Origin of the sequence: Paeniglutamicibacter psychrophenolicus (assembly GCF_030812255.1) — a bacterium.
In the GTDB taxonomy this organism is placed as follows: domain Bacteria; phylum Actinomycetota; class Actinomycetes; order Actinomycetales; family Micrococcaceae; genus Paeniglutamicibacter; species Paeniglutamicibacter psychrophenolicus_A.
In genome coordinates this window covers 125,712-140,040 of sequence record NZ_JAUSSH010000003.1, presented here as the reverse complement: position 1 = coordinate 140,040, position 14,329 = coordinate 125,712, and the positions used below count along the sequence as shown (strand labels likewise).

Below are 14,329 nucleotides of genomic sequence, written 5' to 3'. Positions count from 1 at the left end.
CGGGCCCAACGGTTCATGGCCGTCGGGACTGCCGGCCGCTGCCCGGCGCTTGGGCCATGGTGGTGATCGATCCGGAGAAATGCGGCTTTCCGCTGCGTGCTCCCCACCCGCTGAAAACCGTGTGGTCCCCGCGGTCCGTGAAGGCGACATCGACGGTGGAGGGCAGGAACACCGGGGTGGCGAACTCGATGCCCCACTTGTAGCCCGTGTCGTGGGGTGTGCTGCCGGCCAGCGCCCGTCCGGCCAGGTACATCCCGTGGGCAATGGCCCGCTTCATGCCCAGTGCCCTGGCCGAAGCCGCCGAGAGGTGGATGGGGTTGTAGTCCCCCAGCACCGCCGCGTAGGCGCGCCCGGTGTCGGCGGCCAGCTTCCACGACGCGGTGCGTCCCGGAATGGTGAAGGGCGCCCGGGCCTCGGCGGGGGCGCCGGGCCGGCTGCCGGGCCAGACCCCGCGGGCCAGGTAGGTCGAGACCCCGCGCCACACCGGTTCGCCGCCTTCGGCGACCTCGACGAGAACATCGAGCTGGGTGCCGGCGCGGTGCCCGCGCAGGTCCGCCGCCCGGGCGGTGGCCGAGAGCGTCGCCGTGGAGGAGATCGGCCGCAGGTGGTCGACCTGGTTGGCCAGGTGCACCATGCCCAGCAGCGGCAGCGGGAAGTCCTCGCGCACCATCACCGACATCGCCACCGGGAACACCATGCCGTGCACAAAGACGCTGGGCAGGGTGTCGCGCACGGTGTCCCCCATCAGGCGCTGGTAGGCGACCAGCCGTGCGGGATCGGCCACCAGGGCCTCGAGGTGGTGCTCAACCTCCGGCAGCGTGCCGCCTGCGGCCTTGCCGCCGGGCAGCAGGGCGCGCAGCCGGCTTCCGGCGGCCTTGGCGTAGAGCGCGCCCAGCGAGGGCACGGCATCCAGGACCACCCGTTCGCGGGCGCTCATGCCCCCACCAGCGACTGCCCGCACACCCGCAGGGTGCGCCCGTTGATGCCGGCGGCCGCATCCGAGGCCAGCAATCCAATGGCTTCGGCCACATCCAGCGGCAGCCCGCCCTGCATCAGCGAGGGCATCAGCATCCGCGCCACGGCGCGGGTCGCCAACGGGATCTTCGCGGTCATGTCGGTCTCGATGAACCCGGGAGCCACGGCGTTGATGCCCCCGCCGTTTGCGGCGAATGCGGCCGCGGAGGCCCGCACCATGCCGATGACCCCGCCCTTGGAGGCCGCGTAGTTGGTCTGCCCGCGGTTCCCGGCGATGCCGGAGGTCGAGGCCAGCGACACGATGCGCAGCCCCGGCAGCTGGGCGGCCAGGAACGCCTCGTTCATGGCCAGCTGCGAGGAGATGTTCACCGCGATGACCGAGTCCCAGCGGGCCGCGTCCATGTTGGCCAGCAGCTTGTCGCGGGTGATCCCGGCATTGTGGATCACGATGTCCAGTGCCCCGTGGCGGGACACCGCGTGCTCGATGATCTTTTCCCCGGCGTCGGGGCGGGTCACGTCCAGCTGCAGGGCGGTGCCGGAGACCCGGTTGGCGACCCTTGCCAGCGCGTCCCCGGCGGCCGGGACGTCGACCACCACCACGGTGGCGCCGTCGCGGTGCAGCGTCTGCGCGATGGCCGCCCCGATGCCGCGGGCCGCACCGGTGACCACGGCGACCTTCCCGGCCAGGGGCCTGTCGAAGTCCTCCGGCAGCGTCCCGTCGGCCGAGTCAACGGCGATGAACTGGCCGTCGACGTAGGCGCTGCGCCCGGAGAGCAGGAAGTGCAGGGCCGCCAGTGCGGAGGGTGCGGTGGCCGGGATGCCCTCGGCGAGGACGATGCCGTTGGCGGTCGCCCCGCCGCGCATTTCCCGGCCCATGGAGCGCACGGTTCCGTCGATGCCCTGGCGCACGGCGGCCACGGCCGGGGCGTCGGTTTCCAGTGCGGGGCGGCTGAGGCAGACCACGCGTCCGCCGGGGGCCAGCCGGCGCAGCGCCGCGCCGGCGGCGAGCATGGGTTCGGAGAGTTCGGCGGGGTCCGCCAGTTCGTCGAGCAGCAGGATGATCCCGCCGAGCCGACTCTCGCCGGAGGCGTGCCGGCGCACGTCCAGGCCCCAGCCCAGCAGCGTGTCCGCCAGGTCCTGGGCGGCGGAGGAGTTTCCGAGCAGCAGCAGCGGGCCGGGCAGCAACGGGGCCCCTGGTGCGTAGCGGCGCAGGATCGCCGGGCGCGGGGCGCCCAGGGACTTGGCGAGCTTCTTGGTGAAGCCGGAGTTCACGAGTTCCAGGTACTTGTCCGCCATGATCAGCGTGCCTCCAGGATCGCCACGACGCCCTGTCCGCCGGCGGCGCACACGGAGACCAGGCCGCGGCCCGACCCCTTCTCATGGAGCATCTTCGCCAGCGAGGCCACGATGCGCCCGCCGGTGGCGGCGAACGGGTGCCCGGCGGCCAGCGAGGAGCCGTTGACGTTGAGCCTGGAGCGGTCGATGGCGCCCAGCGGTGCCTGAAGGCCGAGCTTGTTCTTGCAGAATTCGGCATCTTCCCAGGCGGCCAGCGTGGCCAGCACGGTGCCGGCGAAGGCCTCGTGGATCTCGTAGAAGTCGAAGTCCTGCAGCGAGAGGTTGTTGCGCTCCAGGATGCGGGCCACGGCGTAGGTCGGTGCCATGAGCAGGCCCTCGGCCCCGTGCACGAAGTCCACTGCGGCGGCCTCGAAGTCCACGAAGTTCGCCAGCATCGGCAAATCGTGCTCGCGGGCGTAGTCCTCCGAGCCCAGCAGCACGGCCGAGGCCCCGTCGGTCAGCGGGGTGGAGTTGCCGGCGGTCATCGTCGCCTCTGCGCCCAGGTTCTTGCCGAAGGCCGGCTTGAGCGAGGCGAGCTTTTCCAGGGTCGAGTCGGCGCGCATGTTGGTGTCCTTCGAGACCCCGGCAAACGGGGTGATGAGGTCGTCGAAGAAGTTCCGCTCGTAGGCGGCCGCGAGGTTCTTGTGGCTGGCCAGGGCGAGCTCGTCCTGGGCGGCGCGGGAAATGTTCCAGGCCTTGGTGGTGATCGCCTGGTGGTCGCCCATCGACAGGCCGGTGCGCGGTTCGCCGGTGCCCGGCGCGTTCGGTGCCAAATCGCGCGGGCGGAACCTGGAGACCGCCTTGAGCTTCGCGCCGGTGGTGCGGGCGCGGGAAAGATCCATCAGGACCGCGCGCAGGCCCTCGGAGACCGCGATCGGGGCATCCGAGGTGGTGTCCACGCCGCCGCCGATGCCCGAGTCGATCTGGCCCAGCTTGATCTTGTTGGCCAGCGAGCCGATGGCCTCCATGCCGGTGGCGCAGGCCATCTGGACGTCGTAGGCCGGGGTCTGGGCCGAGAGCGAGGTGCCGAGCACGCATTCGCGCACCAGGTTGAAGTCCTTGGAGTGCTTGAGCACCGCGCCGGCGGCAACGGCGCCGAGGCGCTGGCCCTGCAGGCCGAAGCGGGCGATGAGCCCGTCGAGTGCGGCGGTGAGCATGTCCTGGTTGCTGGCCTTGGAGTAGGCGCCGTTGGAACGGGCGAAGGGGATGCGGTTTCCGCCGATGATGACGGCCGGGCGAATGGCTTGGGTCTGGTCGGACATGCTGATGTTGCTCCTGGGGGCAGATGTGAGGTGAGTTACTGATACCCAGCGTACCTGATACGCTGGGTATCGTGAACAACCCACAAGCCCCCGACACCGCGGGCACCTCCATGCAGGCAGCAGGCGATGGCCGTTCGGCGCGCTGGGATGCCCACCGGGCCGCGCGGCGCCTGGAACTGATCAAGCTCGCCCGGCACACCATCCACCGGCTGGGCCCCGGCGCCTCCATGGAGGAGATCGCCGCGCAGGCGAACACCTCCAAGTCCGTCTTCTACCGCTACTTCGGCGACAAGGAGGGACTGCGCCAGGCGCTGGGCCAGTACGTCATCACCAACTTCCGCACCGAGGTGATCGCCGCGGCCCTCAAGTCCAGCGGCGAGGGCGACGCATTGCACGCCATGGTGCTGGCCTACCTGCGGATGGCCGCGACCTCCCCGAACATCTACTTCTTCGTCACCGCCAGCCCCGCAACGGACGTGCTGACCGACCCGGCCGGTGCCGGGGGGCAGGTCCGCGACGGAGCACTGAACGACTTCTTCGAGGACCTGGCAACGATGATGCGCGAACGCATGCACGCCTACATGGGCGTCGGGCCCGGCGAACAGGCCAGCCCCGCCCTCGAGCTCTGGCCGCGCGCATCGATCGGCATGGTCCGCGCCGCCGGCGAACTGTGGCTGCGCGCACCCGAGGGCCCCGGACGCCCCGGCATCGAGGAACTCGCCCGGAGCCTGACCCTGTGGCTCACCCACGGCGTGGCGTCACAGGCCACACTCGAACGCCCCTAGCCCGCAAGCCCCTTGCCCCACGGCGAGACGACCACCAAACATCCAAGAAATCCAGCGTCAGTTCCCCCGCACCGCGAGGGCAGCACAACCGAAAGGCAGATACGCCAGTGACCCAGGAACAAATCACCCTCGACACCGCCGACGTCACCATCGACGTGGCATCCCTCGGCGAACAGCTGCTGGGCCGCTGGGCGGGGATCCGCAAGGAAGCCCGTGCCCTGGCCGGCACCGAGGCCGTGCGCGGAACCCCCGGGCTGTCCATGGACGAGCACCGCGAACGCGTCTTCACCCAGCTGCACGAACTGGTCAACGCCAAGGCCGTGCACCGGGCCTTCCCCGCGCGACTGGGCGGCGAAGACAACCACGGCGGCTCCATCGCCAGCTTCGAGGAACTGGTCACCGCCGACCCGTCCCTGCAGATCAAGGCCGGCGTCCAGTGGGGCCTGTTCGGCTGCGCGGTGCTGCACCTGGGCACCGCAGAACACCACGACAAGTGGCTGCCGGGCATCATGAACCTGGAAATCCCCGGGGCCTTCGCGATGACCGAGATCGGGCACGGCTCGGACGTCGCCTCCATCGGCACCACCGCCACCTATGATGCCCAGGCGCAGGAATTCGTCATCAACACCCCCTTCAAGGCCGCCTGGAAGGAATTCCTGGGCAACGCCGGGGTCCACGGCAAGGCCGCGGTGGTCTTCGCCCAGCTCATCACCGGCGGCGTGAACCACGGCGTGCACGCCTTCTACGTCGACATCCGGGACGAGAACGGCTTCCTGCCGGGAATCGGCGGACAGGACGACGGACTCAAGGGCGGACTCAACGGCATCGACAACGGACGGCTGCACTTCACCAACGTCCGCATCCCGCGCACCAACCTGCTCAACCGCTACGGCGACGTCACCGCGGACGGCACCTACTCCTCGCCCATCCACTCCCCCGGACGGCGCTTCTTCACCATGCTCGGCACCCTGGTCCAGGGCCGCGTCTCGCTGGACGGCGCCGCCACCGCCGCCTCCAAGATCGCCCTGCAGATCGCCGTGACCTACGGCAACCAGCGCCGCCAGTTCAACGCCTCCTCCGACATCCAGGAGGAGAACATCATGGACTACCAGCGCCACCAGCGCCGGCTCATCCCCCGCCTGGCCCGCACCTATGCCGCGTCCTTCGCCCACGAGGAACTGCTGGCGAAGTTCGACGACGTCTTCTCCGGGGCCACCGACACCGATGCGGACCGCCAGGACCTCGAGACCCTGGCCGCGGCACTGAAGCCGCTGAGCACCTGGGACGCACTGGATACCCTGCAGGAGGCCCGCGAGGCCTGCGGCGGCGCCGGATTCATTGCCGAGAACCGCTTCACCGCCCTGCGCGCGGACCTGGACATCTACGTCACCTTCGAGGGCGACAACAACGTGCTGCTGCAGTTGGTGGGCAAGCGGCTGCTGACCGACTACGGCCAGGAGTTCCGCAAGCTCGACGCCGGGGTGCTGGCCCGCTACGTGGTCAAGCAGGCCGAAAACGTCGCGCTGCACCGCACCGGGCTGCGTTCGGTCGCCCAGGCCGTCGCCGACACCGGGGACGAGCGCAAGAGCGCAAACTTCTTCAAGGACGAATCCAACCAGCGCGCCCTGCTCACCGACCGGATCAACACCATGGTCGCCGAGATCGCCGACGCGCTGCGCGGGGTCAACACCAAGGACCGCGCGGCCTCCGCCGCCGCCTTCAACGAGAAGCAGGACGCGCTGATCGCCGCGGCCCGCGCGCATGGCGAACTGCTGCGCTGGGAGGCCTTCACCACGGCCCTGGGCAACACCTCCGACGCCGGGACCCGCACGGTGCTGACCTGGCTGCGCGACGTGTACGCGCTGACCCTCATCGAGGAGAACCTCGGCTGGTACCTGATGAACGGGCGCCTGTCGATGCAGCGGGCCCGCACGCTCACCGGCTACATCAACATCCTGCTCGCCCGGCTGCGCCCGCACGCCCAGGACCTGGTCGATGCCTTCGGCTACGGACCGGAGCACCTGCGCGCGAAGATCGCCGACGGAGGGGAAGCAGAACGCCAGGACGAGGCCGCCGAGTACTACCGCAAGCTGCGGGCCAGCGCCGATGCCCCGGTTGACGAAAAGGTGCTGATCGCGCGCGAGAAGGCTGCCAAGAAGGCCGCGCACCACACGTCGGCCAAGAAGTAGCCCCGGCACCCATCCCCGACGGGGAGTGCGGCGCGGTCCAACAGGCAATCGACTGCCCCTCGGTCCTCACCGCACTCCCCGATCGGCTTTCCCTGGATCTCGTGGTCGGCCCGCATCAGGCGCGTTCCGCAGTGGCTCCCCGTGGCTCCCCGTGGATCAAGGACTTCCGAACCCGCTTCAGGATCCGGCGTGCGTCGCGAAGGCCGCCGCACCCGGTCCGGAGACTTCATCCACCGCCAAGGGCCGGCCGGAAACCGCCAGCAGCAAGGAAATCGCCGGGCCGCGAACCAGCAGGTCCCCGGAACCGTGCTCGAACCCGTCGTCAGTGGCGACCAGCCTGAACCCTGCGGCGAGTTCCTTGCCGCCACCGATCTTGGTGCTGGTCCGCACCTGGTATTCCAACGCCGTGGCCACGTGCGCGGCCGGGTAGTCGCTCCGGATTCCCAACGGACGGCGAATGTCTTCCCCGTGTACGAAAGCCTCCACCAGGCGCGTGGGCAAGGCCGCCGGCGGGGTGCTGGTACGCGTGAGCACCGTGCGGAACGCGGCCAGCGTCAGGGCCGGGTCCGGGCAGCGTTCCCCGGCGAGACCCACGGCGTTGTCCTTGTCGAAGTCAAAGCCCGCAGCGAACATGCGGCGGACGAATCCCATCCGGGTGGTCTTGGCGGAGTCGACAAGGTGGGCCAGTACGTCGTGCACGGACCAGCCGGGGCACAGCGACGGCGTCTCCCAGCGCCCGGGCGCCAGCATTTCCAGGTCGTTGGCCAAGGCCAGCCGCTCCCGGTGAACGACGGGCCAGATCACGGAGCTCGGTCGAGGGGTCATGGCTCCACCCAAGCAGTTGCGACGCCCCAAGGCAACAATCCCCCTGACGTCCGATCCACCTGATGTCGGCCACTACGTCCAGCCCGGCTCGCCGCAGATGCCCCTCGACTCCAGGGAATCCATGGTCCCGGGTTCAGTCGGGGCCGCGTGTCGCATAGAGTTATTCCAACGCGGCTTATGAAAGGGCAACGCTCCCCCCATGAAGAAGAACTCGATATTTGCACGACTGTTCCGCATCGGAAAGTCCAACGCCAACGCGGCATTGGACGCGCTGGAAGATCCGCAGAAGATGCTGGACCAAAACGTGCGCGACTACTCCGACAACATCGCCAAGGCCGAAACCGCGGTGGCCCAGACCATCGGCAACCTGCGCATGCTCGAGGACGACTACAAGACCGCGGTGAACGACGCCCGCGAGTGGGGCGCAAAGGCCCTGGCCGCCTCGAACAAGGCCGAGGAATACTCGGCCGCCGGCGACAGCGCCAACGCCGAGAAGTTCAACAAGCTGGCCACCGTTGCCATCCAGCGCCAGATGTCCAGCGAAAAGCAGGCCGCCAACGCCGAGCCGAACATCGCCTCGCAGCGCCAGGTCGTCGAGCAGCTCAAGACCGGGCTGAACACCATGTCCACCAAGCGCCAGGAATTGGTGGCCAAGCGCGACGAGCTGGTGGCCCGTGCCCGCAACGCCAAGACCCAGGGCCAGATGATGGACGCGGTCAAGGCCCTGGATATGAGCGATCCGACCTCCGAGATCGGCCGCTTCGAAGCCAAGATCCGCTCCGACGAGGCACGCGTGCGCGGTGCGGCAGAACTTGCCTCGTCCTCCCTGGATGCGCAGTTCGCCTCCCTGGAGGATCTCGGCGAGTCCACCGAGGTCGAGGCACGCCTGGCGGCCATGAAGGCCGAGAACAACATCCTGGAACAGGGACACGCCGCCGCCCAGCTTGAGGACGCCCCGGCGGTGTCCGAGGTCGAGGCCCGCCTGGCGGAGCTGAAGGCCAAGAACCAGTAACACCCGACCCGGGAGGGCCGCGGCCCCGGACAGGGAACCACAGGTGGCGGATGCGAACGACTCGCATCCGCCACCTGTGCTTTGCCCCGCAGACGCCGTTTCCCGGCACGGGCATCGTGGTGTCATCGAGGGTGCGCCAAGCACCCAGCCATCGTGGCCCGGCATCCGGTCGGTCGCCTCAGTAGGAAGTCCCCATGGCCCGCCTGACCTCGTCCAGGGTTTCTTCGGCGACGGCCCTGGCGCGTTCGTTGCCTTCCTTGAGGATGCTGCGCACAAAGCCGGGCTCCTGCGCGTAGGCCGTCCGACGTGCCCGGATCGGGGCCAGGTATTCGTTGACGGCCTCGGTCACCGTCCGTTTCAACAAGCCGGCACCCCCTGTACCAATCTCATCGGCAACCTCGCGGGGATCACGCCCCAGGCACAGCGCGGCAAGCAGGACAAGGCTGGAGACCTCGGGGCGGGTGGCCGGCGCGTAGGTGATGTGCCTGATGGAGTCGGTCTTGGCCCCGCGGATCAGTCGCGCGGTCTGATCGGCATCGTCCGCCAGAGCGACGGCGTTGCCCCGGCTCTTGCTCATCTTGCCGCCGTCGGTGCCCAGAAGCAGCGGGGCGGCCGAGAGCAAGGCCTCGGGCTCCGGGAAGATCCCGGTCTCGGGCGCGTACCGGGCGTTGAACCGCCGCGCAATGGTGCGCGTCAGCTCGAGGTGGGGAAGCTGGTCTTGGCCGACGGGCACCAAGTTGGCCTTGCAAAACAAGATGTCGGCCGCTTGGTGAACCGGGTAGGTGAACATCAGCCCGCTGACCGATGCCTGCCTCGAATGTGCGACCTCGTCCTTGACCGTGGGGTTCCGTCCCAGCTCCGCCACCGTCACCAGCGACAGAAATGGAAGCATCAGCTGGTTCAGCGCGGCGACGGCACTGTGGGCGTAGATCGTAGTGCGCGCCGGGTCGATGCCGACGGCCAGGTAGTCCAGGACCAGCCCCTCGACGGATTCGGGCAGGTTATCGGCCACGTCCCGGTCGGTCAGCACCTGGTAGTCGGCGACGAGAACGAAGGACTCGACGCCGAGTTCCTGGAGCCGGGCCCGGTTCTGCAGCGTGCCGAAATAGTGGCCCAGATGCAGCCGACCTGTTGGCCGGTCGCCTGTCATGACCCGGAAACGGCCCGGATCGGCGAGGATCCGTTGTTCGAGCGCGGCATTCTTGTCGACGGCATCGGTTCCGGCCAGACCGGTCTCGTGTCGGGGCGCTTCGGGTTTTTCGGATGAAGTGGTTTCCGGGTGTTCTTGCATGTTGTGCTCCTAGTTGCGGGAAGGTTGCGGCCGGTCCGGCCGATATCCCGCCCCTTGTTGCAGGGCACAAAAATGGCCGTCCAGTGCGAACGGCCGTGGTCTTTCACGAGGCAGGGCTGTTCCTAGTCGGAACGCCACCAAGCCAGCTGTGAATGATTCATGGGAACACGCTACCGCATGTCAGCGCCATCCGTCCCCTGGACGACGTTGCTGCCTTCGAGCGCTGGCGTACCGGCGGCGGCGCGCGGCCGGTACGCCGTTCGGATCTTTCCGAATCCGGAAAATCCACCCGGTGCCACTGCCGGTAGACTTGATGCCGACATGACTGAGAATTATCCTGCGGCCGATGCGGCCGGCAATGACGAACTTTTCACCGCCGAGGAACTTGAGACGGCACTGAAGGTGCTTGGCCAGGTGCACCGGTTGGACGCCGAGGACGAACGGCACATTGCCGTGCGCCGGGCCACCGGCAAGATGTTCAAGTCCGCCAAGCGGCACCGCAAGAACGAGAAGCGCTCGGCCATCAACGCCGCCGACCGCGCCGTGGTCGAACGCACCGCCACCGGTTCCCCGCAGCGCCTGGACGACGAGACCCTCGGTCTGGACTTGAGCACCCCGACCGACGAGCACACCGCCGGGGAGTACATCAAGCCGCGCGGCTGCTACATCTGCAAGCAGCGCTACACCACCGTGGACGCCTTCCACCACTACCTTTGCCCGGAATGCGCCGCCGCCGGCCGCGAACGCCGCGACGCCCGCGCGGATTTGACCGGCAAGCGCGCACTGCTCACCGGCGGGCGTGCCAAGATCGGCATGCACATCGCCCTGCGCCTGCTGCGCGACGGCGCCCACACGACCATCACCACGCGTTTCCCGCGCGACGCCGCTCGCCGCTTTGCCGCGCTGGAGGACTCCGCCGACTGGATCCACCGCCTGCGCATCGTCGGCATCGACCTGCGCGACCCTTCCCAGGTGATCTCGCTGGCCGACCGCGTCGCCGCCGAGGGCCCGCTGGACATCCTGATCAACAACGCCGCGCAGACCGTGCGCCGCACCTCGAACTCCTACCTGCACCTGATCGAGTCCGAGAACCAGCCGCTGCCGGCCGAGCTCGAGTTCGCGCACGGCGGCCCGGAGGTCTGGGGCGAGGCCAATCCACCCTCCGAGCATCCCAAGGCCCTGGCCAGCGCCTTCCGCCTGGAGGATTCGGCGCTGTTGGTCCCTGCCACACCGACCAACTACGACGCGCAGGCGGTTGCCGACCTGGCCATGACCGCGGGCTCGGCCTCGCTGGAGCGCATTGCCGCCGGCACCGCGATCGATGCCGGCGGGATGGTCCCGGACGTGGTCACCGAGAACTCCTGGACGCAGATCCTGGGCGACGTGGACGCGCTGGAAATGCTCGAGGTGCAGCTGTGCAACGTCACCGCTCCCTTCCTGCTGGCCTCGCGGCTGCGCCCGGCGCTGGCGGCCTCGGACGCGCACCGCAAGTACATCGTGAACGTCTCGGCCATGGAGGGGCAGTTCTCCCGTCGCTACAAGGGCGCCGGGCACCCGCACACCAACATGGCCAAGGCCTCGCTGAACATGCTCACGCGCACCAGCGCCGAGGAAATGCTCCAAACCGACCGGATCCTCATGTCGGCGGTGGACACCGGGTGGATCACCGACGAGCGTCCGCACGATTCCAAAGTCCGCATGGTTGCCGAGGGCTGGCACGCGCCGCTGGACTTGATCGACGGCGCGGCCCGCGTTTACCAGCCCATCGTCGACGGTGAACGCGGCATCGACCTCTATGGCTGCTTCCTGAAGGACTACGAGCCCTCCCCCTGGTAGGAGTTTGATGCACCCGGTGGCCGGCCGCCGTTCGACGGCCGGCCACGAGGCGGTGCGCGTTCCCCTGCGGCCAATGCGCGGGCCCGGCGCCCGGACGTTGTCAAACGCTCGTTTCATGTTTGAATGGTCTGGTGGATCACATGACTAGAACCCCGGGCCCGAACGAAAACCTTTCACGCGACGAGGCGGCATGGCGCGCCCAAACCCTGAAGGTGCTCTCCTACCGAGTGGAGCTCGATCTCTCGGCCGCGCAGGACCCGGCCGTGAGCGGATACCGCTCCAGGACCACGCTGGTTCTCGAGGCCCACGGCACCTCCGGCACCTTCCTGGACTTCATCCACGAATCCATCGAGTCGATCACGCTCAACGGCGCCCCCGTCGACCCGGGGCAGGCCGTCGCCGGCTCCCGCATCTACCTCGAGAACCTGATCCAGGGCGTGGACTCCCCCAACACGCTCATCGTCGATGGGCACGCGCGGTACTCGCGCAGCGGCGAGGGACTGCACCGCTACGTGGACCCGGCCGACGGGCAGACCTACTGCTACACCCAGTTCGAACCAGCAGATGCCCGACGCGTCTACGCAAACTTCGAACAGCCCGACCTCAAGGCGCCCTTCACCTTCGTCGTGTGCGCCCCCGAAGGCTGGCACGTCGGGTCCAACCAGGCCCCCGCCCGCGTCCAGGACCACGGGGACGGCACCGCGACCACGCACTTCGCCCCGACCCTGCCGATCTCCACCTACATCACCACGGTGCTCGCCGGACCCTACTTCGTGGCCACCGATTCCTACTCCCGCACCCTGGCAGACGGCACGGAACTGGTGATCCCGCTGAACGCCACCTGCCGCGCCTCGCTGGCGGAGCACTTCGATCCGGAAAACATCCTGGCGCTGACCAAGACGGGGTTGGACTACTTCCACGAGCTCTTCGACTACCCCTATCCGTGGGGCAAGTACGACTCGGCGTTCGTGCCCGAATACAACCTCGGCGCCATGGAAAACCCCGGGCTGGTCACCTTCACCGAGAACTACCTCTTCACATCCCGGGCCACCGAGGCGCAGCACGAGCAGCGCTCAAACACGCTGATGCACGAGATGGTCCACATGTGGTTCGGCGACCTGGTCACCATGAGCTGGTGGGACGATTTGTGGCTCAAGGAGTCCTTCGCCGACTACATCGGCACCCTGGCCAACGCCGAGGCCACCGAATTCACCACCGCCTGGACCACCTTCGCCAACCGCCGCAAGGGCTGGGCCTACGTGGCCGACCAGCTGCCCTCCACGCACCCCATCGTCGCGGACATCACCGACCTGGAGGCAGCGAAGCAGAACTTCGACGGCATCACCTACGCCAAGGGCGCATCCGTGCTCAAGCAGCTGGCCGCCTACGTGGGGGCCGAGGCCTTCCGTGACGCCGCGCGCACCTATTTCCGCGCCCACGAATACGCCAACACCACGCTCACCGATTTCCTCTCCGCCCTTCAGGCGGCCTCGGGCCGCGACATGGGCGCGTGGGCCGACGCGTGGCTGAAGACCGCCGGGGTCCCGCGCCTGGGCCTGGACCTGCAGCTGGCCGACGGGAAGATCACCGCCGCAACGCTCACCCAATCGGGCTCCGACCCGATCACCGGGATCCCCATCACCCACCCGCACGTGCTGAACGTGGGCCTGTTCAAGATCATCGACGGCGCCCTGGCCCGCACCGCAACCCACCGGGTGGAATTGGCCGGAAGCGGTGTGGACCTGCCCTTCCTGGCCGGGGCCGAGCGCCCGGACCTGATCCTGCCCAACGACGGGGACGACACCTACGCCATGGTGGACTTCGATCCGGTCTCCCTGGCCACGCTGCTGGGCCACCTGGGCACGCTGGCCGATCCGCTGGCTCGGGCCACCTGCTGGGCCGCGCTGTGGAACATGGTGCGCGACGCGAAGCTGCCGGCCCCCGAGTTCCTGGCCGCGGTGCGCGCCCACGCCGAATCGGTCACCGAGGTCTCGGTCTTTGCGCAGCTGCTCACCCAGGCCACCACCGCCATCACCCACTACCTGCCGCCGGCGCTGCGGGATGCCGAGCGCCGGGCCCTGGCCGAGGCCATCACCGCATGGCTGGATCGTGCCGCACCGGGAAGCGACGCCCAGGTCGCCGCGGCCCGCGCCCTGGCCGTGCTGGCCCGCGGTTCGGTTGCCGGGGACATCGTCGATTCCCTGCTGGCCGGCGAGGAACGCTTCGCGGGCCTGGAACTTGACGAGGAGCTGCGCTGGGCCCTGTGGGCGGCCAAGGCCGCCGGCGGAACCCTGGACGAGGCCTCCCTGGCCCGGCTCGAGGCCGACGCGCTCGCGCACCCCTCGGCCGTGGCCACCGCCGGGCGCCTGCTGTCCCTGGCCGCGCGCCCGCAACCTGCCGTGAAGCAGGCCGCGTTCCACGCGGTGCTCACCGGGGTGGACGCCGATGGCTCCGCCCTGTCCAACGAGGCGGTCTCCGCGACCGCCGCCGGCTTCCTGCTCGGGCCCCACGAGCTGCTCGACGGGCACTACGAGGAATACTGGCCGGCACTCGAGGGCATCTGGGAATCGATGAGCATCGGCATGGCCACTCGCGTGATTTCCGGGCTCTTCCCCGCCGCCCAGGACCTGGCCGGCGACGGCGTGCACCCGGTCATGGCCCGGCTGGATGCCTGGCTGGAGCAAACCCCCGACGCCCCGCGGGCGCTGCGCCGGATCCTGCTCGAGCAACGCGACTCCCTCGCCCGATCCCTGGCCGCCCAGGCCCTGAGCGCCGGCTAGCTTCGCGAAGTTTCGGGAACAGCGCGCCCGCCGGACCCC

At 69.0% G+C, this 14,329-nt stretch carries 10 protein-coding genes; 5 read left to right on the top strand and 5 right to left on the bottom strand.

Going from position 1 to position 14,329, the window contains the following annotated elements:
* Positions 1-13 precede the first annotated feature (13 nt).
* Genes J2T21_RS06780 through J2T21_RS06770 form a run of 3 tightly spaced genes read right to left on the bottom strand, consistent with a single transcriptional unit; the run spans position 14 to position 3,572 of the window.
* The gene (locus tag J2T21_RS06780; protein WP_307579792.1) at positions 14-937 is read right to left on the bottom strand and encodes a MaoC family dehydratase; all 924 of its coding nucleotides are present in this window, start codon (positions 935-937) and stop codon (positions 14-16) included.
* Positions 934-2,271: a 3-oxoacyl-ACP reductase gene (locus J2T21_RS06775; protein WP_307579790.1), complete on the bottom strand. Its 1,338-nt coding sequence runs from the start codon at positions 2,269-2,271 to the stop codon at positions 934-936. Before J2T21_RS06775 ends, J2T21_RS06780 begins: the two co-directional genes overlap by 4 nt.
* A gap of 2 nt (positions 2,272-2,273) precedes the next feature.
* Entirely contained in the window at positions 2,274-3,572 is a 1,299-nt protein-coding gene (locus J2T21_RS06770) for an acetyl-CoA C-acetyltransferase (protein WP_307579788.1), read from the bottom strand.
* Positions 3,573-3,643: 71 nt separating this feature from the next.
* On the opposite strand from J2T21_RS06770, the gene J2T21_RS06765 reads away from it, so the two are divergent.
* Together J2T21_RS06765 and J2T21_RS06760 are read left to right on the top strand one after the other, a co-directional pair.
* Entirely contained in the window at positions 3,644-4,357 is a 714-nt protein-coding gene (locus J2T21_RS06765; RefSeq protein WP_307579786.1) for a TetR/AcrR family transcriptional regulator, read from the top strand.
* A 107-nt stretch (positions 4,358-4,464) separates the two neighbouring features.
* Positions 4,465-6,546 (top strand): acyl-CoA dehydrogenase family protein, encoded by a 2,082-nt coding sequence (locus J2T21_RS06760; RefSeq protein WP_307579785.1) that lies wholly within the window; start codon positions 4,465-4,467, stop codon positions 6,544-6,546.
* A gap of 177 nt (positions 6,547-6,723) precedes the next feature.
* On the opposite strand, the gene J2T21_RS06755 is transcribed toward J2T21_RS06760, so the two are convergent.
* Entirely contained in the window at positions 6,724-7,371 is a 648-nt protein-coding gene (locus J2T21_RS06755; RefSeq protein WP_307579783.1) for a maleylpyruvate isomerase family mycothiol-dependent enzyme, read from the bottom strand.
* A 199-nt stretch (positions 7,372-7,570) separates the two neighbouring features.
* Between J2T21_RS06755 and J2T21_RS06750 the strand changes: the two genes are divergently transcribed.
* Positions 7,571-8,383: a PspA/IM30 family protein gene (locus J2T21_RS06750; protein WP_307579781.1), complete on the top strand. Its 813-nt coding sequence runs from the start codon at positions 7,571-7,573 to the stop codon at positions 8,381-8,383.
* 178 nt (positions 8,384-8,561) lie between these two features.
* On the opposite strand, the gene trpS is transcribed toward J2T21_RS06750, so the two are convergent.
* Entirely contained in the window at positions 8,562-9,674 is a 1,113-nt protein-coding gene (trpS, locus tag J2T21_RS06745) for a tryptophan--tRNA ligase (protein ID WP_307579780.1), read from the bottom strand.
* Between the two features lie 321 nt (positions 9,675-9,995).
* Here trpS and J2T21_RS06740 point away from each other — a divergent pair, with 321 nt between their 5' ends.
* A complete protein-coding gene (locus J2T21_RS06740) occupies positions 9,996-11,510 on the top strand; it encodes an SDR family NAD(P)-dependent oxidoreductase (protein ID WP_307579778.1) in 1,515 nt (504 codons plus the stop codon).
* Positions 11,511-11,650: 140 nt separating this feature from the next.
* Entirely contained in the window at positions 11,651-14,290 is a 2,640-nt protein-coding gene (gene pepN / locus J2T21_RS06735) for an aminopeptidase N (protein ID WP_307579776.1), read from the top strand.
* The last annotated feature ends 39 nt before the right edge of the window (positions 14,291-14,329 follow it).